We start from the raw sequence: 20,208 nt of genomic DNA on the forward strand, positions 1-20,208 counted from the left end.
ATTTGAAAGGGAGCTGTGAACAGTGACGTACGTAATCGCATTGCCCTGTGTTGATATCAAGGATCGTGCCTGTGTCGACGAGTGTCCGGTCGACTGCATCTACGAGGGCGAGCGCATGCTCTACATCCATCCCGATGAATGTGTCGACTGCGGCGCATGTGAGCCTGTCTGCCCTGTCGAAGCGATCTTCTACGAAGATGACACCCCCGAAGAGTGGAGTGAATACTACAAAGCCAACGTCGAATTCTTCGACAAAATTGGCTCCCCAGGAGGGGCCGCAAAGATGGGAGTCATTAACTATGACCACCCGATTGTGGCTGCCCTCCCAGAAGGCATCAACGACTAATGCCGCTCCTGGGGGAAGGGTTACCCGACTTCCCGTGGGACACCCTCACACCCTATAAGGAGCTCGCAACGAGTTATCGCGGGACTGTTGCCGATCTTTCGATCGGCACTCCCGTGGACCCCACCCCGCAGATCGCGATCGATGCAATTCGCTCGGCAGAACAATCCCCGGGATATCCACCGGCACTCGGCACACCGGAACTGCGGGAAGCCATGGTGGGCTGGTGGCAGCGCGTTCGCGGAGCCACGCTCGCTACGGACGCGGTCCTGCCCACCCTTGGCAGTAAAGAGATGGTGGCGCTCCTCCCGTCGCTCATAGGAGCCACAGGGAGCGTCCTCATCCCCGAGGTCGCCTACCCGACCTACGACGTCGGAGCGCGTCTCTCGGGCGCCACACCCGTGCCGATCGACACCGCTTCTGATCCTGGATCTTGGCCCGAGGCCGACCTGGTCTGGTTGAACTCGCCGGGCAATCCCGACGGCCACGTCCTCGACCGGAACCAGCTACGCAGGATTGCGGCATGGGCGAAGGAAACGGGCACAATTGTTGCCTCCGATGAATGCTATGCGGCACTGCCCTGGGAAGAGCCCTACGTGACCGAAGGCGTGCCCTCAATCCTCGCAGACGACGTGTCGGGGCCAGATAAAACCAACCTGCTTGCCCTGTACTCGTCCTCGAAACAGTCGAACCTCGCAGGCTACCGCGCAGCCATGATCGCCGGAGACCCAACGATCCTGACGCCTCTCATCGAGGTCCGCAAACACATGGGGTTCCTCATGCCGGGGCCGGTGCAGAAGGCCATGGCCGCGGTTCTCAACGACGACGAGCACGTTGCTCAGCAGCGAGAGATCTACCGCAGGCGCAGGGATATCCTCACAGACGCGGCAATCGAAGCTGGTCTGGTTACCGACCCCGAAACGAATGCCGGTCTCTACCTGTGGCTGGGAGATGCTCGCGAGAAGGCCGATGCGTGGGAGATCATTGAAGCCTTCGCACAGCGTGGCATTCTCGTCGCCCCCGGCACCTTCTACGGTGAAGCGAGCCGCCAGAAAGTGCGGATGTCGCTGACCGGATCAGACGAAGCCATCGACGCCGCGGCACAGCGCCTCAAGGAACGGCCACTCTTCGGCTGAGCAACACCGTTTGTCGTCTTCGATTGAGCGATGCCTTTCCCAGATCGGGCAGTCCTGATTGTCTGAGCAATCACCCTCGGCGATGGGGCGACCCTGACCTTCAGCTACGCATGTCAGAAAGCCGCAAATAAACTGCCTCTTCATAGTTGAGCGTGTAAGAGGGGGTTTGCGGGTCGGGGCTTGAGACGGGGTCGGGATCTTTCATGATTGGAATAACGACAAACCAATTGGAAAGACCCCGACCTGGACAAGACTGTCCTTACTGCCCCGGATTTGAACGCTCTCTGTGCTCTTAGCCGTTCTTTCGAAGCAGATGATTCCACAATTCTTCATTGACCCGTTCGGCTCCGGGAATGTTTGTGCTTACCATCGCCGCGATGTGGCGATATCCGTCGGTATTGATGTTCTCGACATCCGAGTCCCAGCGGATGCTGGGAGGGATTGCTCCTCTGGCAGCGATCGGCTTCGCGCATTTGCCGGTTCCGAGAAGCACAATGTCGGGGAACCACGCGATAGAGCGGTCGAAGTCCTCATCGGCTGATGCTCCGGCCCCGCGTACTACCGGATCGCGAAATGCTACCGGTGCTACGTTGATGGGGAAGCCGAGGGTGGCGAAGCGCAGGAGGGATTCTTCCCATCTCTCATGAAGAAGCGTGGGATCAAGGACAAGCAGAGAACGCCCCAGGAGGCTGTCGAGAAGAGGAAGGGTTGTTTCGAAGGCCGGCATGAGATGCCTGCCGCGCAGATCCTTCCATTTTGTCCACTCCATGGCATCCGATTCGTGATCGGTGGCGATGGCCCGCTGATCGGGGGAGGCCTCGGCGATTGCCGTGGTGTAGGACCAGTCGGGATGGTGCAGAGTGGTGGAAGCCCAGACCCTCACCGGTCCCATGCCCGCTTCTTCGCGCGCCTCGCGCAGACCGCCCTGGATTGGGGTTTCGTCGTAGTCGATGGCGCCACCGGGAATGCCCCACGTGCCGCCGGACATGGACCAGGCGGCACGCAATTGGAGAATCACCGAGGGGTCTTCTGCCTCCTTCCAAGCGAGCACTCCCGCCGCGCCGGCGTGGCCCCAGTGGCGTTTCCCACAGGCGCAGTGGACGATTCCGTCGGCGCTAGCTCCCATGCCAAAAATCCGTCACCGAATATCCGGTCTGGGAAAGAAGAGAGCGGAGCACGGGAAGGGACAGTCCCGTGACGCCGTGCGGATCGCCCTCGATGCGGTCAATGAACGGGCCGCCGTAGCCGTCGATTGTGAAGGAACCCGCCACGTGCAACGGCTCACCGGTGGCAATGTAAGCCTCGATCTCGGCATCCGTCATATTGCCCACGTGCACCGTGGCCGTGGAGACTGCACCGACAGCGCCGTTTGGAGTAATGAGCCAATGCCCGGTGTGGAGGTCGCCTGCACGTCCCCTCATGGCATGGAGGCGCTCGCGCGCCACCTTTTCCGTGTGGGGTTTTCCAACAACCTTCCCGTCCATCTCAAACATGGAATCGCAGCCAATGACAAAGTCATGACTCGTGCTGCTTCCTACGGCCTCTGCCTTTGCGCGGGCTAGGGCAAGAACCAACTCCGTGGCAGTGGCGTCTGGCATGGCTTCGAGAATGGCGTCCTCGTCGACCTCGGACACGATGACATCGGGGGTGATACCGGCACCGGTGAGAACCTGGAGCCGGCCGGGGGATTTACTTGCGAGACAGAGCTTCATGAAGTACATCCAGTCCGACGGAGCCAAGGGCAAGGGCGCGGCTATGGAAGTCCCGCAGGCTCTCCCCGCGCTCGAGAGCGCTATCGCGCTCCTGCATCCACAGCCTCTGGCCGATGAGGTAGGACGGGGCCTGCCCCGGCCACCCGAGATAGCGGTCCAGTTCGAAGGCGAGGAAGGAGTGATCCATGGCGACATTCTCGGTGAGGAACTCCCAGGCCTGATCGGCGGTCCAGCCCTTTACGTGTGCGCCGATATCAACGCGAACGCGAGCGGCACGCAGGCGCTGAGCGTCGAGCATGCCGAGGTAGTCGGCAGGGTCATCAAGGTAACCAAGATCGGCCATGAGGCGTTCCGCGTACAGCGCCCATCCTTCACCGAAACCGGAGGTCCAGCTGACAAGCCGGCGCCACCTGTTGAGGTTCGGGTTGGCAACGGCAAGGCCCAGCTGCAGGTGGTGGCCGGGAACGCCCTCGTGGTAGACGGTGGTCTTTTCTGTCCAGGTCGTGAACGTGTCGACGCCTTCGGGGACGGACCACCACATCTGGCCCGGGCGGGTCAGATCATCGGAGGGCTGGGTGTAGTAGATCCCGCCCGTACCGGGGTAGAGGACACGTGCGTCGATACGGCGCAGGTCTTCGGGAATGTCGAACTCCGAGGAGACTCCGCGGACAGCCTCATCGGCCGTCTCCTGCATCCACGTCCTCAGGTTCTCCCGGCCGTGGATCTGTCGAGCAGGATCCGCGTTGAGGCGGTCCATGGCTTCCCGCACAGACGTTCCCGGACCGTACAGGTCGGCTGCAATCTTCTCCTGCTCGGCAATGATGCCAGCCAGCTGATCATCGGCCCAGTCGTAGGTCTCGTCGATGTCGACATCGGAGCCGAGGAAGTACTTGAGGTGCGCCGGGTAGCGTTCTGCCCCGATGCCGTCGACCTCGGTCTGGGGCAGGGTTGGCAGGAACTTTGCGAGATCGGCGAAGGCCTCCTTCGCGGCCGACGTGTCGATGTCCTGCTCCTCAAGCTCGACGAGGATCCCGGATATTGCCACCTGATTGGCCTGGTCCGCGCAGTTCTTGACCTGCCGGACGGGGAAGGGCCGCCCGTTACCGACTCGCCACGAGAGGGCCTCGCGATACTGACCAATAGCCGCGGGGATCGCGGCAACGCGTTCCGCGATTGCTTCCCAGTCTTCTTCGGTTTCGCGGGACATGAGATCGAAGGAATCGCGAATGTCCTGGATCGGGGAGGCGATGACATTGAGTGCACCGATCTCGTCATCGGCGATTGCAAGAGCGGACTGGAGGCGCTCCGTCATGGCGGCCTTTGTCACCCACTCGTCTTCATTGGTGGGCTCCACCTTTGCCAGGGCCGCAAGCGTGTTACGGTCAAGGTCGTTCATCGCCTCGATTCCCGCAGGTGAGTAGTCATCGAGCTTGCCGGTCTTTTCCAGTCCGGTCTCGGAGGCAAAGAGTGGGGAAAGGGCACACAGCTCGGTCACGTACCGGTCCGCCAGCTGGTTGATAGTGATGAGTTCGCTCATAGTGTCAGCCTACGCTAGGACTTAATGACCACCAGCTTTGGGTTCCGTGAATTCTACTGGTAAACTCATCTATGTGACCCGCGACACAAGACATGAGATGGCCCATAAGACCGTAGAGGCTCGGGCGAATTCTCTTCTTACAGGCGAGGCTCAGTTCACTCTGGTCGAGGCGGCCGAGAGGACGGGTGTCGATGCTCGCACGGTCCGGCGCTTCTGGATCGCCATGGGATTCCCGGCGATCGACGATGAGGAAAACGACAAGATCTTCACGGGTTACGACCTGGAGATGATGCGACGTCACTTCGATAAGCTGTCCGCGGGTCAGTTCGATGCCGACACTCTCAACTCTCTTTTGCGCGCCCAGTCGCACATGGCGGACCGCCTTGTCCTGTGGCAGTACGAGGCTCTTGTCGAATTTGCCGAGTCGACATTCGAACTGGATGATATTTCGGCTCGCTACTGGGTAATCGAGCACATCGACGAATATCTACCGCTCCTCGAAGAGCAGATGAAGTACGTGTGGCGCCGGCACACGGCGGCGTTCCTTCGCCGCTCCGAGGTTGAGCTGCGCAGGCGCTCCCCGGAAGTGGATACGCCGGACCTGCCGCCCCTCCAGCGCGCAGTTGGCTTTATTGATCTCGTTGCCTTCACCTCCCGCTCCCGCGAATTTGGGTCCGATCAGCTCGTGTCATTCATGAGGGACTTCGAGTTCACGTGCCGCGACATCATTACCAGTCATGGCGCCCGCCTCGTCAAAACGGTCGGCGATGCCGTTATCTTCATATCCGAGGACCTGGCAACCGGCGCCAAGGTCGCCACCGAGCTCGTGTCGGCACTCGGTCGAATCGAAGGCATGCTACCCGTTCGGGCCTCCCTCCTGTGGGGGAGGGTCGTCTCCTCCTTCGGTGACATCTTCGGTCCCGTCGTTAACCTGGCGAGCCGCCTCGTTGATGTGGCCCCGACCGGCTCGGTCCTCATTGACCGCCCCACGGCGTCCGCGATCCTGAACTCCCTGTCGTCCAGCTACCTCGTTCTGCCGTTTGGGCAACAGGATCTGCGCGGGACTGGAAGCGTCGAGATTTTTGAGTTGAAAAAGTTACGATAAGCCCGTTCTTTGCTCTGGTATCCCCGTGAGAATGGTAAAGGTTTCGTAAAGAAAGTAAATATTGCATCTAAATCACGCCGGAAAATGGGTTGGCCATCTATACTCGGAGTGTGACTAAGGTATTACTCGTTGAAGATGATCTCGCAATCTCCGACCCGCTGGTTCGCGCTCTTGGGCGTGAGGGCTACGAGGTCCGGCCGCACGGGACCGGGCGGAGCGCGCTCGATGAGCTCTCGAACGGTGCTGACCTCATCATTCTCGACCTCGGCCTGCCGGACATGGATGGGCTCGACGTTGCCCGTACTATCCGGTCGCAGGGCTCGACCGTCCCGATCCTGATCCTGACGGCTCGCGCCGACGAGGTCGACATGGTTGTTGGCCTCGACGCTGGAGCCGACGACTACGTGACCAAGCCTTTCCGTCTTGCGGAGCTCATGGCCCGTGTGCGGGCACTTCTGCGCCGCGGAAGCGGCGAGGAGAGCGAAGCCGATATTCTGTCCGCCCAGGACGTCAAGGTGGACGTGTCCGCCCACCGCGCGTGGGTGAAGGACAAGGAACTTCACCTGACCGGTAAGGAATTCGATCTCCTCACCGTGCTTTTGAGGGATGGTGGCTCCGTCGTGTCCCGCGAGGACCTCATGGATCAGGTGTGGGGCTCCGACTCCGCTTCCTCTACCAAAAAGCTGGACATGCACGTGTCGTGGCTACGCCGCAAGCTGGGCGACGACGCGAACGAACCGAGGTACATCTCGACGGTTCGCGGCATGGGATTCCGGTTCGAGAACTAAACCATGCGTCGCCGCGCGCTGAGGATGACGCTGCTGGCGGTGCTTTTGGCCGTCCTGATTCTGGGCGTCCCCATGGCCATTTTCGGATCCACCATGCTGTGGAACCAGGAGGTGGCCAACATGCGCGACCAAGCCTCGTCACTTACCGCCATCGTCGATCGCCGTATCGACCGTGGCGCCGAAATCACCCCAGAACTCGTTGTCGGATGGGGTGGGGATGCTGGACATCCCACCAATGTCACAGTGTTTTTGCCCGGCGGGGGACAGATTACGGGAGACCGGGAGCTATCGAGTAATCCACTGACCGTCGTCGAACGAGGCGTCTCCGGTGTTGTTGTACAGGTCCAAACTGACCGGGGCCATATCTTCCGGTCCATCGCTGGATTCATTCTCCTGGTCTCGATCGCCTCGATCGGAGCTCTGCTCGCGGGTGCCCTCCTTGCCGCCAGGCAGTCCCGCAAGCTGTCCGCCCCTCTCATTTACCTGGCTGCCTCTGCCGAGCAGATCGGCTCCGGCACCGTTCGCCCCCACCTGCGAAAGTCCGGGATCGAAGAAATCGATCTGGTCTCCGAAGAACTCGTCCGCACAGCGGACCGTATGGCGGGCAGGCTGTCCGCCGAGCGGCAGTTCGCGGCCGATGCCTCGCACCAGCTCCGCACCCCGCTCACGGCACTTTCGATGAGGCTCGACGAAATCGAGATGATCACAGAAGACGATGAAGTGCTCGAGGAAGTGCGTGCCTGCCAGGACCAGGTAGAGCGCCTCACCGGCGTCGTCACCGAACTCCTGAAGACGTCCCGTTCGGACTCGGGCGGTACCACGGAAGCGGTCAACCTGTCGAAGATCTTCGATCAGCAGCGAGACGAGTGGAAGAAGGTCTTTGCGAAAGCAAAGAGGGAACTGATCTTCGACGGCGACGAGGACGTTACCGTCCTGGCCACCCCGGGATCGCTCTCCCAGATTGTCGCCACTCTGATCGAGAACTCCGTGAAGTATGGCGATGGGGATGTGACGATCGGAGCCCGCCGCACCGCAAACGGCAAGGGCATCGTTATCACGGTGAGCGACGAAGGGAAGGGCGTTCCCGAAGAGATCGGTGACGATATTTTCAAGCAGGGTGTATCCACCGGCGGCTCCACGGGGCTGGGTCTCCCGCTTGCCCTCAACCTTGCTCGCGCCGACGGCGGAAAGCTAGAACTTACCCAGAACACCCCGCCGGTCTTTTCCCTCACCCTCAACGCAGTACCCACGTCCCTGGATCCGGACAAGGTCCTTCCCCAGGGAGCTCTCATTTCCATGGGATCGCGCAGGCGCCGCCGCTAAGAGACGGTCCCGAGCTTGCAGTAGTCCCGACATCAGAAGTGAAGTAGGCCAACAAGCTTTGAAATGAAGTAGGCCAACAAGCTTTGGGATGGAGTAGTCCAATAGGCTTTGGGGCACAGGCTGCAAGTAAGCCTGAGGTGGGAGCAAGCAGGTCCGAGCTGGGGATAAGCCAGTGCGGTTAAGAGCTGGCCTCTAGCAATAGGTTTGAGTGAAGCGTCGCGGCCCGAACACGACGAAGAACGCTCTGAGACCGGTGCCCGGGACTTACCCGGGTTTGCTTCACCTGGGATGGTGATCCGTGTTGGAAGCTACTTCTTTTGGTTTGCGAGCTCTGGTGGGGCGAACACAATGTAGCGGTAGCACAGGTACCGGAAAGCTGTTCCAAGCACGAGACCAACGACGTTTGCGGCAATGTTGTCAGCGAACTGAGAGTCGAAGTTCAGGATGAATCGTGAGACTGCGAGACAGCCGAGGGCGATCGCCATGCCACCCAGGTTGACGGTAACGAACATGGTGAATTCGCGGCGCCTGTTGTTCTGCTTCTTGTCCCGGAAAGTCCACAGCCGGTTCCCGATCCACGCGACGACGATAGAAACGGCAACCGAGATGAATTTTGCGGACATCGACTGGTCGAAGGGGAGCTCAATGGGCCAGTGGTAAGCCAAGAGATTGAAAAGGCCAATGTCGACAACGTATGCACCAAGTCCAACGGTGCAGAATCGCAGAAATTCGATCAGCCATTCCCTCAGGGTTTGACCGCGGAGCAGCCGCCTAACGAAACGCGAGAACACTCGATTAGCATATAGGACATGACGCAAAAAGTTGTGGGGACAGGAGCCCGCGCGGGCGCACCGGTAGTTTGTGTGATCGGCGGCGGCCAGCTGGCAAGGATGATGCAAGAGGCGGCAATCCCGCTCGGGATTGAACTAAGAGCACTCGTGGAGGCCGAGGATGGCTCCGCGGGCCAAGCCATTCCCTACTCCACCGTGGGACACGCCGAAGACCGCGATGCGATCGTGGAATTCGTTGGACAGAACGTCGTCACCGTCGAACACGAGCACATTCCAGATGAGATTCTGCACGAGATCGGATCCCGCCCCTCGGCGGATGCGCTCCGTTTTGCCCAGGACAAGCTCATCATGAGAAACAGCCTGGATGCTCCGCACCCGCAGTGGCGGGAAGCCCACAGCGCCGAGGAAATCGATGCGGCTATTGCCGAGCTCGGCGGAACAGCAATCGCGAAGACACCGACCGACGGATACGACGGCAAGGGTGTCGCCGTCGTGACCTCGGCCGCAGATATTCCCTGGGACTGGGCCGATGGCGACCGGATCCTCCTGGAGGAGAAGGTGGAATTCACCATGGAGGTGGCGCAGCTGATTGCCCGCAGTCCCTCCGGCGAAGTCAAGGCGTGGCCGCTCGTCCAGTCCACCCAGAAAGACGGGATCTGCTGGGAGGTTATCGCGCCGGCACCCGTTGACTACGCGCTTGCCGAGCGAGCCGAAGAGATCGCTAAGCAGATTGCGGAGCAGACCGGTGTCGTTGGCGTACTCGCCGTCGAAATGTTTGTCGTGGGGGACCGCCTGCTCGTCAACGAGCTCGCCATGAGGCCCCACAACACCGGCCACTGGTCGATCGATGGCGCCGTGACAAGCCAGTTCGAGCAGCACCTGCGTGCCGTCCTCGACCTGCCCCTCGGTGACACGTCGCCCACCCAGCCCTGGTCGGTCATGGTCAACCTGCTCGGCTCGCAGCTGGCAGACCCGCGTGAGGCCCTCGGGGAGGTCTGGAAGCAGGACCCCGGGGTGAAGGTCCACATGTACGGCAAAGAAGTAAAGCCCCTGCGCAAGATCGGTCACGTGACCGTGTGCGGGAATGACCTGGAGGACGTGCGCCGCAGGGCCCACGCCGCAATCACCATTTTCGAAGGGAAAGAATCATGAGAGTCGGCGTTGTCATGGGGTCGGATTCTGACTGGGGGACGATGGAGGCCGCGACCGCGGCCCTCGACGAGTTCGGAATCGAGTGGGAAGCGGATGTTGTCTCTGCGCACCGCATGCCCGAAGAAATGATCGAGTACGGCAAGACCGCTCAGTCGCGCGGAATTAGCGTCATCATTGCCGGCGCCGGCGGTGCAGCCCACCTGCCGGGGATGCTGGCCTCCGTCACGACCCTGCCCGTGATCGGCGTTCCCGTTCCGCTCAAGTACCTGGATGGCATGGATTCACTGCTGTCGATCGTGCAGATGCCGGCGGGCGTGCCCGTCGCGACGGTTTCCATCGGCGGAGCTCGGAATGCAGGGCTGTTGGCCGCACGAATCATCGGTGTCACCGACGAGGACGTCCGGGAGAAGATGGAGACGTTCCAGGAGGAACTAGCCGATATTGCCCGGGCTAAGGGAGATTCGCTGCGACGTCGTCTTGAGTGATTGAACCGTCCGCAACCTTCGCAAAGAACTCATCGGTTCCCTCGGGATCGAGCAGAACGGTTGAGCCAACGTTTCCGGGCCGGTAGTTCATGTCGAGAATCGGCGGGGTGCCGATAATCCCATCGGCACCGAGGATGCCTCTCATGGGGATCGCAATCCGCCCCAGGTCAAAGATTGAGGTGTCCGGATCCGTGCGGAGCACGGATGCCGTGGAACCAACAAGGTCGTGTTGCTTGACCGGGTTGACGAGAGTCGACACGGTCAGCACCTCGTTCATGACCTTCGCGATGACCTGACGCTGCCGCGCCGTGCGGCCGATGTCGCCGAGCGGATCCTGATACCTCATGCGAGTAAAGGCAAGGGCTGTCTCCCCATCGGAATGATGGCAACCCGCCTCCCACTCGAGGCCAGAATAGGAGTCGGAAACATCGTGGTCGTAACACAGTTCGACACCGCCGACGGCGTCGACGAGTTCCTGGATTCCGTCCATGCCGACCTCAACGTAGTGGTCCACCGTCAGGCCCGAAAGATTCTCGACCGTCTCGACCAAAAGCTCGGGCCCGCCCCGCGAATAGGCGGAGTTGAGCTTCCCCGGGCCGTAGCCCGGGATGACGACATAGGAGTCGCGAGGTAGCGAGATCAGGGAGGCGTTTCCGGATTCGGGAATGTGAACGAGCATGATCGAATCGGAACGTTGGCCGCCGATCTCCTCATCGTCCATCCCCTCAACCTTCCGGTCCGTCCCTGCGAACAGAACGGTCTTGCCGGGTGTGTTCGGGGCGCCCGAGAGTGCGTCGGTGTGGCTGAGCTTCGAATTCCCGTACCAGACGAGATAGGACGGCCACGCGATCAGAACAACCAGCAGAATGACGAGAATCGGGATGATGACCCGGCGCTTGCGGAACTTCTTCCTGGCCCTCGGGGGCCGCGGGGGAGGAGCTCCGCCGCCATTGCCGTTTCGGGTGCCCGGCTGGGGCCTGCCCTCGGGGTGCGAAGCAGGCCGCGCCTGAGGGCGGTCATCGATCGGCAGGCCAAGCGGCTGGTTCTTACGCGGCCGTTCACCGCTGGGAGCATACGAAGGTGGCGGGGACGCTGGTGCGGACTCCCGCGGTGCGGGCCGCTCCTGATTGGCGGCAGCGCGGGCTGCTGACGGGGTGCTGGCGCCGGCCGGCTTGGGGCCTGTTCCTGGGGTTGCGCTACGGCGTGCCGGCTTCGACATGCGTTCGGTACGGCCCGCGATGATCTTGGCGCCCTCGGATGAGGGGCGCTTGCCAGGCTCCTTAGGCGGATATGACGGTGCTCCTGTCACGGCTGTACTCCGTCCGTGCTGTCTCCCGTCAGACCGTCGGTTCCCGTGGTCTGCTCCGTACCGGGGAGCTCGGTGTTTCCGTTCATGTCCGTACCCTCCGTGCCGGGAGTTGTGCCGTCCTCGGTCGTGCCATCCGTTGGCTCAAGAGTTTCCTCGACGATGGGCTCGCCCTCGGGGGTAATCACGGTATCGAGGGGAATGTCTTCGTCGAGAGCGTCCCACACTATCTGGGCATTTTCGGATGGGAGGACGCGCGCACCGGCAGGATCCCAGGGCATGGTCATGAGGAACACGTCGTTGGTCTTCACGTTGCGAAGAGAGTTCGCAAGGGCGATAAGGGTATCCATGTTTCCGAGCTCGGAGTCGGTCACAACCGACTGGGAGACAGCATCAACAAGCCGGTACAGGGATGGAATGTTCGTGAGGATATTGCGATTGAGTGCCTCATCGACAATCGCGAGGACAAGTTCCTGCTGACGATCCATACGCCCAATGTCGGAGCCGTCCCCGATGCCCTTCCTGGCGCGAGCAAAAGCGAGCGCCTGCTCGCCGTTAAGTGTCTGGCATCCGGCCGGGATCGACAGGTCCGCCGCCGAGTCCTCGAGGGCCTCCTCGAAGCACATTTCAACGCCACCAAGCGCATCAACGAACTGTTCGAAGGAGGAGAAGTTCACGACGACAAAGCCATCGATGTAGAGACCCGTGAGGTCCTCAACGGTGCGGATCGTGCACGCGGCTGCGGCGCCGACGTCGTCTGTTTGACCGCCGGTCGCAAAGGCAGAGTTAAAGATTGACATCTGCCGCGGCTGGGTCCACGTACCGTCGGGAAGACGGCACGATGGGATATCGACAAGGGTGTCGCGGGGGAGGGAGATGATCTCGACACGCTCCCGGTCGGCAGAAATGTGAGCCAGCATGGTCGTGTCTGACCGCATGCCGGTCACTTCACTGGTGGTGCTGATGCCGTCGCGCGAGTCGGAACCAATGATCAGAATGTTGATGGCTTCCCCGGGACGGAAGGGCTCAATAATGTCACCCTCCTCGTCCGTTTCCGGTTCACGGTCGAGGTAAATATCGATGTCTTCCGACTGGAAGTTGCCGTCGAGCCTCGCGTAGGCGAAGTAAACGGTGGACCCCAGGAAGAGGAGAATCGCGAGCAGAGCACACAGGACCGGAACGATCCACGGATAGCGTCGTCCGGTGGGTTCGTGGCTGGGCGCTCGAGACGCGAGGGGGGACTGACTCACCTTTCAAATACTAGTGCTAAGGGCAGGTGATCAACGACAGGTGGGTTGCTCAACACTCAAATCCAAGGCGCCTACTTGCGTGGACAACTCCCCATGTTAGGTCAATCATCCGGAAAGTGTGAGGGTGAATACACGGGGCGCCCCGATTGGGGCGCCACCTCATGTGTGGTTCACCAGACCGGCACTACTGGCCGGTTTGTGCGTATTTGGCTTCGACGGCTTCTTTTTGGGGGCGCCACCAGGCTTCGTTGTCGCGGTACCAGGCGATGGTGTCGGCCAGGCCGTCGGCAAAGTTCGGGAACTGGGGTTGCCAGCCCAGCTCGAGCAGGCTCGTGTTGTCAATCGCGTATCGCAGATCGTGGCCGGGCCGGTCGGTGACGTGGTCGAAGTCGTCCTTGTCGTAGCCGAACTGTTCCAGGATCAGCTGGACAACCTCCAGGTTGTTTTTCTCACCGTCGGCACCGATCAGGTACGTGTTCCCGATTTCGCCGCGGTCGATAATGGTCCACACAGCCGTGTTGTGGTCTGCCACATGGATCCAGTCCCGTACGTTTAACCCGGCCCCGTACAGGCGGGGCTTGACCCCGTCGATCAGGTTCGTGACGGTGCGGGGAATGAACTTCTCGATGTGCTGGTAGGGGCCGTAATTGTTGGAGCAGTTCGAGATTGTTGCCTCGATGCCGAAGGACCGCACCCAGGCCCGCACCAGGTGATCCGAACCAGCCTTGGATGCCGAGTAGGGCGAGGATGGATGGTAGGGGGTGGTGGGGGTGAACTTTGCTGGATCATCCAGCTCCAGGTCCCCGTACACCTCGTCGGTGGAGATGTGATGGAACCTGACCCCGTGACGGCGCACCGCTTCTAGTAGCGTGAATGTGCCAACCAGGTTGGTCGTAATAAACGGGGAGGGGTCGATCAGTGAGTTGTCGTTGTGCGACTCCGCCGCGAAATGAACAACGAGATCCGAATCCTTGACGAGGGCGTCCACTGTCTCGGGGTTAGCGATATCGCCCTCGATGAGTTTGACTCGGTCTAAGCCCTTGAGGGAGGCCGGGTTCCCCGCATACGTGAGCTTGTCGAGAACCACCACCTCAGCATCGGGACGTTCCTCAATCGTGGCGCGAACAAAGTTGGCACCAATAAACCCGGCACCACCGGTAACCAGAACCTTCATGGCTTCACCTTTCCTGGGAACATTTAGGAGCGGCCCATGCCGTAGTAGTCCCAGCCCGCGTCCTTCCACACCTGCGGGTCGAGTGCGTTACGTCCGTCGATGATGATCTTGTTCGCGGGGGCCAGTGTGGTGGGGTCGAGATTCTTAAACACGTCCCACTCGGTGAGCAGGAGTGTTACTTCGGAGTTGTTAATCGCGTCGTGAGCGTCGGCTGCGACCGTGATCTCGGGACGCTTGCGCTGCAAGACCGGTCCGGCGGCCGGGTCGGTGACCACGACGGTGGCCCCAGCATCGGCCAGCTTCTTGGCAATATCCAGTGCCGGGGAGTTGCGCATATCGTCGGAGTTCGGCTTAAAAGCCGCACCCAGGATCGCGATCTTCTTCCCCGCAACATCCCCACCCAATGCTTCGATTGCGAGCTCGGCGGCGTGGTTACGCCTACGGTCGTTAATCTCATTGATGGCAGTGAGGAAGTCCAGGGAGTGCAGGCCCAGCTGTTCGGTTCGTGCCTGGAAGGCACGCGTGTCCTTGGGAAGGCAACCCCCGCCGTAGCCAATGCCGGCGCGCAGGAATTTCTTCCCGATTCGGTCATCCATGCCAATTGCCTCGGCCAGCTTGGTCACGTCCGCACCCGTGGCATCGCAGATCTCTGCCATGGCGTTAATGAACGAAATTTTGGTGGCTAAGAACGAGTTCGCGGAGACCTTGACCAGTTCGGCGGTAGGGAAATCCATGACCAGGCGCACCACGCCGGCACCAATAATGTTGGCGTAGACCTCGTCGAGGATGTCCTGGGACACCTGGGCACGTTCCTCGTCCTTGGACACGCCATAGACGAGACGGTCTGGACGGAGCGTGTCCTGCACAGCAAACGATTCGCGCAGGAATTCGGGGTTCCAGATCAGGATCCCACCCGCTTCCACAACTGCGTCTTCAATCGAGTCGGCGGTGCCCACCGGAACGGTGGACTTACCTACCACGATCGAAGGCCTCTCGGCTTTACCCAGGTGGGGCAACAGGGACTGGACAGCGGAGGTCATGTACGTCATGTCTGCCGAGCCATCGGCTGCCTCGGGCGTACCCACCCCGATGAAATGCACCTGGGAATTGGCAACCTCGGCAAAATCCGTGGTGAACCGGAGCCTGCCAGCGTCAACATTCTTGGCAAGCAGTTCTTCAAAATCGGGCTCGTGGAACGGGGCTTGACCAGCGGACAGAAGACCAACCTTCTCTTCGTCCACGTCCACACCCACGACCGTGTGGCCGATCTCGGCCATGCACGCAGCGTGCACGGCACCCAAGTAACCACAGCCAATGACAGAAATGTTCATAGAGACACGGTATCCAAAAAGTGCGGCAATGACCTGCGACATTGCTCAGCCCTGTGTGAACGTTCATGAAATCCCCAGGTGGGGGACCGGAAAGAGCAGGGCTCCAGAAGCGAAGGTACGTTGAATCAATCTCGGAGAATGGGACATCCCCAAAATTGGTGGCAATAATTTGCCGTCAATTGCACGTTATAAACGTCACGCCCGATATGTCGGAATTGCCGACGTGGCCAGTCCGGCTCTGTGGGTGGGGCCCGGGCACTGGCGTTACTCCGCCATTTCACCCCCGTAATGGATCCTTTGACAGGACATTTCCCGCGTCACTGCAGGTAAAGAAGTAAATGTGAATAACACATAAACAACTTTCATAACATCTTGCTCATTTGTCACAACGCGATACATTAGTTTTCGTAGAGATCTTTGTCCTGGAGTTAAAGCATGCTTTTCCGTTCTGCAGTTCTCGCCTCGGTCCTTGTGCTTTCGCCAGCGGTGGCGGTTGCGGACACGGGGGAGGGAGCCCAACTTGTTGACCTTCTCGACCATTCCGAGTCGGCCACGCAACTGACTCTTCGCGAGTCCCATCTGAGCGCCGGGGGCGCTGATGATGGATACACGCTGCTGACGGAGCCGATGTCTGCTGACTCGTTCTACGTCGCGGGCGTTACCTGGGAGGGCGAGGCTCCGGAATCCGTTGATCTTCGCGTTCTCGAAGCCGGTGCCTGGAGCGATTGGTACAACCTCGAGATCGAAACCGGCGAGGGCGGCAATGATGGTACGGAACCGTTTATCGCCGGCGGCGCCGAAGGTGTTCAGGTGCGGGTTTCCGGTGACACTGTTCCAGACGGCCTCACGCTTGTCCTCACGGATGGTAGCGAGTCCGAGGCGGCAGAGAACACCGATCCTTCGGAGGCCTCCATTGCCCCCACTGTCGGCACCGAGAGTGTTCCAGCCGTCAACGTTGATGATCCGGTTGATGCTGCGGCACTGCCGGAGCTCGAGCAGGTCGCAGAGAGCAGCGACTCGCCCCTGGGTGCGAATGAAGCCACTGCCCAGGAGCAGACCGCAGGTGGGGCCGAGGCTCTCGCCCATGAGCCCGCTTCTATTTCCGGCGGCGTGGTAGCTCCCCGCATCGTGTCTCGTTCCGGGTGGGGCCAGGAACGGATACCACCGGCGTGGACCCCGACCTACGTTGAACTCGGTGGCGCAGTTATCCACCACACGGCCGGCACGAACAACTACACGCAGGCGCAGGCGCCGGGCGTTGTTCGGTCCGTTCACGACTATCACACGTACAGCTGGGGCCGTGGCTGGGACGACATTGGATACAACTTCCTCGTTGACCGCTTCGGCACGATCTATGAGGGCCGCTACGGCTCCCTCACCTCCGCAGACAACGACATGGTGGTCGGCGGACACGCTGCCCCCGCGAACACGGGCTCCATGGGAATCTCTGTCATGGGAACCTACACCGGCTCGATTCAGCCCACGAACGCGTCGATCAATGCGATCACGGACCTGATCTCCTGGAAGTTCTCCGTGGCCGGAGTTGATCCGAAGGGCACGTGGACGTTCTACAATTCCCGCACCGGCGGTTACATGACGGTGAACTCGATCCTCGGTCACCGTGACGTTTCTGCCACAATCTGCCCGGGTAACATCTACCCGCTCCTTCCAAGCATTCGGAACAACGTCCAGTCGACCATCGCGGAAGCAACGAGCGGCCCGACCCTGGCGATTTACCGAACAAACGATTTCTCGCCGATCTCTAGCGACGTTCAGTTCTTCGGTAAGCCCGGTGACGAGTTCTACGTCGGTAACCTCCTGGGTAAGGGCGACCTCCCTTTCATTCGTCGCGGCAACACCTTCACGTTCGCGGAAACGAGCGGCACCCCGACTCGTACTCGGACCTACACGATCGGTCAGCCTGGCCAAGAGGTCTACACCGGAGACATTGACGGTGACGGGAAGGACTCCCTGATCCTCCGTTCCGGCAAGACCTTCTATATCTACGACGACCTGTCGGTGAACAGGCCGACGAGGACGCTCATGTACGGCCGCGAGAACGACGAGGCCTACATCATGGACTGGGACGGCGACGGGAACGACGAGATCATTGTCCGCCGCGGTTACAAGTTCTACATGAAGTGGACGGTGACCGGTGGTAACGCTGACAAGGTCATCAACTACGGCCGTGTTGGCGACGAGGTTCTCATCGGTAACTGGAACGGTGGCAAGTACGACACGATCACCGTGCGCCGCGGCAAGACCTACTACATGAACTACCTCAACGTGTCCGGCCAAGCCGATCTCGAGTTCAAATACGGTAGGGAAGACGACAAGGTCGTTGTTGGCGACTGGGACCGCGACGGCAAGGATGGAATCGGCGTCGTCCGAGAACTCAACCGGTAGTAACCCGGCGGTCGCGCACAAATCAGTTGCGCACGCCGACAAGCACAGCACCGAACGGAAGGGTGGCGTAGCCAAGGGGCACGCCGCCCTTCCGCGTACCAGGGCATGACCTCTCGTAACCCGGCATGACCTCTCGTACAGCAGGCGGCAGATCTGGTGTAGACAGGCGGCAGATCTGGTGCAGAAGAGTGGCTGAATCCGCGCATTGCATGTGCTCCTGCCGTGCACGCCTTACGCCGGTGGCTTTGGGCGGGGCTAGGTGAGGATCCTTCTGGGTATGCTGGGCTAGGCCGATCCACCGCCCGCTATGCGACCCAGGATGACCTGAGCTGCTGGGCTGGGTCGGGTTGAGGATTTCGTCGACGAGAGAGAACAAGAAGTACATGACTGAAGAAGCGAACATTTTCGATTCCCTTGAGGATTTCATCGCGGCACCCCGAATCACTGGCCTAACCTCACGCCACGGACGGACCGTTGCCTCCGTGGCCTCCCTGTCCAAGAAAAAGGACACCTACGTGACAAGGCTCGTCGAGGTCGGGGAAGAGCCCGTGCGGCTCACGCGCTCAAAGAAGGGCGATACTCTCCTGGCGATCGGCGAACGCGGAGAAATCTATTTCACGTCCCAAAGGGATGACGATGATTCATCCGAAGATGTCAACAAGGCCATCTGGATGCTTCCCCCGAATGGTGAAGCCCGCGTCGTCCTGCGCCGGCCCGGTGGGGTGAAGTCCATTGTCGCCACCGGTGGCAAGCTCATCATTGTTGCTCAGACTTTGAAGAATGCTGCCGATGAGGAGAAGAACCTCGAGGTTGCGAAGGACCGGAAGGAACGTGGAGTGTCCGCGATCCTCCACGAAACATTCCCCGTCAGGTTCTGGGACCACGACCTCGGGCCCGCTTATCCGCGGGTGTATGAGGCAGAACTCCCGAGCCTCGACGGTGACGACCTGATCGAACTCAAGCCGGTTGAAATCCCTGACGGGAGGCTGCAGGGCATCGAGGTCTCCGAAGACGGCACCCGAATCCTCGTCACCATCGAGACCCTCGTCGGCGGCACCACTCAGGTGCGTAGCGTCTACTCCGTTCATGACGGCAAGATTGCCGCCGTTGCGCTCGCGGATCACCTCTCCGACACGGCAGCCGAGAACCCGGTGGAATTCGGGGCAGGCCCGATCTCCCCGGATGGCTCGCGCGCCATGATCAGCGCCTCGACCGGCAACCGGGATGGCAAGCCTCGCAGGTCCTGGCTCGAGGTCTACAGCTTCGAGTCCGGCGAGCGGAAGCCGCTCACCGATTCGTTTGACGACTGGACGACCGGTGGCGAGTGGCTGGATAACAACACGCTCGTAGCATCTGCGCCCAGGAAGGGACGTTCCTCCGTATATCGGGTGGATGTTGCCACAGGAGAGTTCACTCTCCTGACCGATGACGACCTGTCCTACAGCTCCGTTGGCCTGGTAGACGGCAAGATCGTGTGCCTGCGCTCCTCGATCGTCCAGCCGGCCACGCCGGTGCAGATCGACCCGGCAACCGGCGCGGTTACCGAGCTTCCGAGGCTCACCCCCGAGATCGCGAGCGTCGGCTCGCTCACCGAGGTGACCGCCAAGGGCGCGGACGGAACCGATATCAGGGCCTGGCTGGCACTGCCGGATTCCTCCGAGCCCGCTCCGCTTGCCGTATTTGTGCACGGTGGCCCGTGGGGTTCGTGGAACGACTGGACGTGGCGCTGGAACCCGGGACCGTTCGTGGCTGCTGGCTACGCGGTTCTCATGCCGGACCCGGCGATCTCAACCGGCTACGGCCAGGCCATGATCGACCGCGGCAACGACGAACTTGGCGGAGCCCCCTACACGGATATCCTTGCCCTCATTGACGTGACGGAAGCCCGCGAGGACATTTCGGGTGAGAACACGGCGCTTCTCGGCGGTTCTTACGGTGGCTACATGGCGAACTGGATGGCGGGGCACACGGGGGATCGATTCTCCTGCATTGTCACCCACGCATCCCTGTGGAATGTTGATTTCATGGGACGCACCACCGACAACGGTGAATGGCACGAGTGGATGGCACCCACGCAGGCAAAAACCTATTCACCCCACGCGTTTGCGGAGCAGATTGAAGTTCCCATGCTCGTCATTCACGGCGACAAGGACTACCGTGTTCCGCTGTCGCAGAGCCACGCCCTCTGGCACGCTTTGCTACGCGATTCGAAGGTCGATGGTCACCGGTTCCTGTACTACCCGGACGAGAACCACTGGATCCTCAAGCCCTCGAACTCGCTCGTCTGGTACGAGACCGTCATGGCATTCCTCGCCCAGCACGTGCGTGGCGACGAGTGGAAGCGTCCCGAACTCCTCGGCTAAGTAAGT

17 protein-coding genes are annotated in these 20,208 nt (G+C 60.8%); 9 read left to right on the forward strand and 8 right to left on the reverse strand.

Annotated elements, in window-relative coordinates:
* Nucleotides 1–22 precede the first annotated feature (22 nt).
* Nucleotides 23–346 (forward strand): ferredoxin, encoded by a 324-nt coding sequence (fdxA, locus tag ACTHUY_RS01435; RefSeq protein ID WP_126702779.1) that lies wholly within the window; start codon nucleotides 23–25, stop codon nucleotides 344–346.
* Nucleotides 346–1,479: a succinyldiaminopimelate transaminase gene (dapC, locus tag ACTHUY_RS01440; protein ID WP_441677367.1), complete on the forward strand. Its 1,134-nt coding sequence runs from the start codon at nucleotides 346–348 to the stop codon at nucleotides 1,477–1,479. Before fdxA ends, dapC begins: the two co-directional genes overlap by 1 nt.
* A 292-nt stretch (nucleotides 1,480–1,771) precedes the next feature.
* Here the strand turns inward: dapC and ACTHUY_RS01445 are convergent, their stop codons facing one another.
* Genes ACTHUY_RS01445 through ACTHUY_RS01455 form a run of 3 tightly spaced genes read right to left on the reverse strand, consistent with a single transcriptional unit; the run spans nucleotide 1,772 to nucleotide 4,728 of the window.
* Nucleotides 1,772–2,605, reverse strand: coding sequence for an NUDIX domain-containing protein (locus ACTHUY_RS01445; RefSeq protein WP_441677369.1), 834 nt, complete (start codon nucleotides 2,603–2,605; stop codon nucleotides 1,772–1,774).
* Nucleotides 2,595–3,191, reverse strand: coding sequence for a Maf family protein (locus ACTHUY_RS01450; protein WP_126702782.1), 597 nt, complete (start codon nucleotides 3,189–3,191; stop codon nucleotides 2,595–2,597). The genes ACTHUY_RS01445 and ACTHUY_RS01450 overlap by 11 nt, the downstream gene beginning before the upstream one ends.
* Nucleotides 3,169–4,728, reverse strand: a complete 1,560-nt coding sequence (locus ACTHUY_RS01455) for a DUF885 domain-containing protein (RefSeq protein ID WP_441677371.1) — start codon at nucleotides 4,726–4,728, stop codon at nucleotides 3,169–3,171. Before ACTHUY_RS01455 ends, ACTHUY_RS01450 begins: the two co-directional genes overlap by 23 nt.
* A 73-nt stretch (nucleotides 4,729–4,801) precedes the next feature.
* Here ACTHUY_RS01455 and ACTHUY_RS01460 point away from each other — a divergent pair, with 73 nt between their 5' ends.
* The 3 genes from ACTHUY_RS01460 (at nucleotide 4,802) to ACTHUY_RS01470 (ending at nucleotide 7,944) form a co-directional block, all read left to right on the forward strand.
* Entirely contained in the window at nucleotides 4,802–5,833 is a 1,032-nt protein-coding gene (locus ACTHUY_RS01460; RefSeq protein WP_441674860.1) for an adenylate/guanylate cyclase domain-containing protein, read from the forward strand.
* 110 nt (nucleotides 5,834–5,943) lie between these two features.
* Nucleotides 5,944–6,621, forward strand: a complete 678-nt coding sequence (locus ACTHUY_RS01465) for a response regulator transcription factor (protein WP_441677373.1) — start codon at nucleotides 5,944–5,946, stop codon at nucleotides 6,619–6,621.
* A 72-nt stretch (nucleotides 6,622–6,693) separates the two neighbouring features.
* On the forward strand, nucleotides 6,694–7,944 hold the full coding sequence (locus ACTHUY_RS01470; RefSeq protein ID WP_441654554.1) for a sensor histidine kinase: 1,251 nt from the start codon (nucleotides 6,694–6,696) through the stop codon (nucleotides 7,942–7,944).
* 308 nt (nucleotides 7,945–8,252) lie between these two features.
* Here ACTHUY_RS01470 and ACTHUY_RS01475 read toward each other — a convergent pair whose 3' ends face one another.
* Nucleotides 8,253–8,735, reverse strand: a complete 483-nt coding sequence (locus ACTHUY_RS01475) for a GtrA family protein (RefSeq protein ID WP_126702787.1) — start codon at nucleotides 8,733–8,735, stop codon at nucleotides 8,253–8,255.
* A gap of 18 nt (nucleotides 8,736–8,753) precedes the next feature.
* Between ACTHUY_RS01475 and ACTHUY_RS01480 the strand changes: the two genes are divergently transcribed.
* Both ACTHUY_RS01480 and purE read left to right on the forward strand, forming a co-directional pair.
* Nucleotides 8,754–9,887, forward strand: coding sequence for a 5-(carboxyamino)imidazole ribonucleotide synthase (locus tag ACTHUY_RS01480; RefSeq protein WP_441677375.1), 1,134 nt, complete (start codon nucleotides 8,754–8,756; stop codon nucleotides 9,885–9,887).
* The gene (purE, locus tag ACTHUY_RS01485) at nucleotides 9,884–10,372 is read left to right on the forward strand and encodes a 5-(carboxyamino)imidazole ribonucleotide mutase (RefSeq protein ID WP_441654556.1); all 489 of its coding nucleotides are present in this window, start codon (nucleotides 9,884–9,886) and stop codon (nucleotides 10,370–10,372) included. The genes ACTHUY_RS01480 and purE overlap by 4 nt, the downstream gene beginning before the upstream one ends.
* Here purE and ACTHUY_RS01490 read toward each other — a convergent pair.
* The 4 genes from ACTHUY_RS01490 to ACTHUY_RS01505 form a co-directional block, all read right to left on the reverse strand.
* On the reverse strand, nucleotides 10,338–11,681 hold the full coding sequence (locus ACTHUY_RS01490; protein WP_441674859.1) for an LCP family glycopolymer transferase: 1,344 nt from the start codon (nucleotides 11,679–11,681) through the stop codon (nucleotides 10,338–10,340). The two genes, purE and ACTHUY_RS01490, sit on opposite strands and share 35 nt — an antisense overlap.
* Nucleotides 11,678–12,928: an LCP family protein gene (locus tag ACTHUY_RS01495; protein ID WP_441654558.1), complete on the reverse strand. Its 1,251-nt coding sequence runs from the start codon at nucleotides 12,926–12,928 to the stop codon at nucleotides 11,678–11,680. The genes ACTHUY_RS01490 and ACTHUY_RS01495 overlap by 4 nt, the downstream gene beginning before the upstream one ends.
* Before the next feature lie 184 nt (nucleotides 12,929–13,112).
* The gene (rfbB, locus tag ACTHUY_RS01500; protein WP_126702791.1) at nucleotides 13,113–14,102 is read right to left on the reverse strand and encodes a dTDP-glucose 4,6-dehydratase; all 990 of its coding nucleotides are present in this window, start codon (nucleotides 14,100–14,102) and stop codon (nucleotides 13,113–13,115) included.
* 23 nt (nucleotides 14,103–14,125) lie between these two features.
* Nucleotides 14,126–15,433 (reverse strand): UDP-glucose dehydrogenase family protein, encoded by a 1,308-nt coding sequence (locus ACTHUY_RS01505; protein WP_441674858.1) that lies wholly within the window; start codon nucleotides 15,431–15,433, stop codon nucleotides 14,126–14,128.
* Between the two features lie 435 nt (nucleotides 15,434–15,868).
* Here ACTHUY_RS01505 and ACTHUY_RS01510 point away from each other — a divergent pair, with 435 nt between their 5' ends.
* On the forward strand, nucleotides 15,869–17,839 hold the full coding sequence (locus tag ACTHUY_RS01510; RefSeq protein ID WP_441677377.1) for a peptidoglycan recognition protein family protein: 1,971 nt from the start codon (nucleotides 15,869–15,871) through the stop codon (nucleotides 17,837–17,839).
* 383 nt (nucleotides 17,840–18,222) lie between these two features.
* Nucleotides 18,223–20,202: an alpha/beta fold hydrolase gene (locus ACTHUY_RS01515; protein WP_441677379.1), complete on the forward strand. Its 1,980-nt coding sequence runs from the start codon at nucleotides 18,223–18,225 to the stop codon at nucleotides 20,200–20,202.
* The last annotated feature ends 6 nt before the right edge of the window (nucleotides 20,203–20,208 follow it).

The sequence above is a fragment of the Flaviflexus sp. genome (assembly GCF_052087705.1).
Lineage (GTDB): Bacteria > Actinomycetota > Actinomycetes > Actinomycetales > Actinomycetaceae > Flaviflexus > Flaviflexus ciconiae.

Excerpts from the sequence above, each read along its gene's own strand:
- ACTHUY_RS01510 (WP_441677377.1), top strand. The coding sequence starts at position 15,869 with ATGCTTTTCCGTTCTGCAGTTCTCGCCTCGGTCCTTGTGCTTTCGCCA.
- ACTHUY_RS01480 (WP_441677375.1), top strand. The coding sequence starts at position 8,754 with ATGACGCAAAAAGTTGTGGGGACAGGAGCCCGCGCGGGCGCACCGGTA.
- ACTHUY_RS01515 (WP_441677379.1), top strand. The coding sequence starts at position 18,223 with ATGACTGAAGAAGCGAACATTTTCGATTCCCTTGAGGATTTCATCGCG.
- rfbB (WP_126702791.1), bottom strand. The coding sequence starts at position 14,102 with ATGAAGGTTCTGGTTACCGGTGGTGCCGGGTTTATTGGTGCCAACTTT.
- ACTHUY_RS01470 (WP_441654554.1), top strand. The coding sequence starts at position 6,694 with ATGGCCATTTTCGGATCCACCATGCTGTGGAACCAGGAGGTGGCCAAC.
- ACTHUY_RS01455 (WP_441677371.1), bottom strand. The coding sequence starts at position 4,728 with ATGAGCGAACTCATCACTATCAACCAGCTGGCGGACCGGTACGTGACC.
- dapC (WP_441677367.1), top strand. The coding sequence starts at position 346 with ATGCCGCTCCTGGGGGAAGGGTTACCCGACTTCCCGTGGGACACCCTC.
- ACTHUY_RS01445 (WP_441677369.1), bottom strand. The coding sequence starts at position 2,605 with ATGGGAGCTAGCGCCGACGGAATCGTCCACTGCGCCTGTGGGAAACGC.
- purE (WP_441654556.1), top strand. The coding sequence starts at position 9,884 with ATGAGAGTCGGCGTTGTCATGGGGTCGGATTCTGACTGGGGGACGATG.
- ACTHUY_RS01505 (WP_441674858.1), bottom strand. The coding sequence starts at position 15,433 with ATGAACATTTCTGTCATTGGCTGTGGTTACTTGGGTGCCGTGCACGCT.
- ACTHUY_RS01450 (WP_126702782.1), bottom strand. The coding sequence starts at position 3,191 with ATGAAGCTCTGTCTCGCAAGTAAATCCCCCGGCCGGCTCCAGGTTCTC.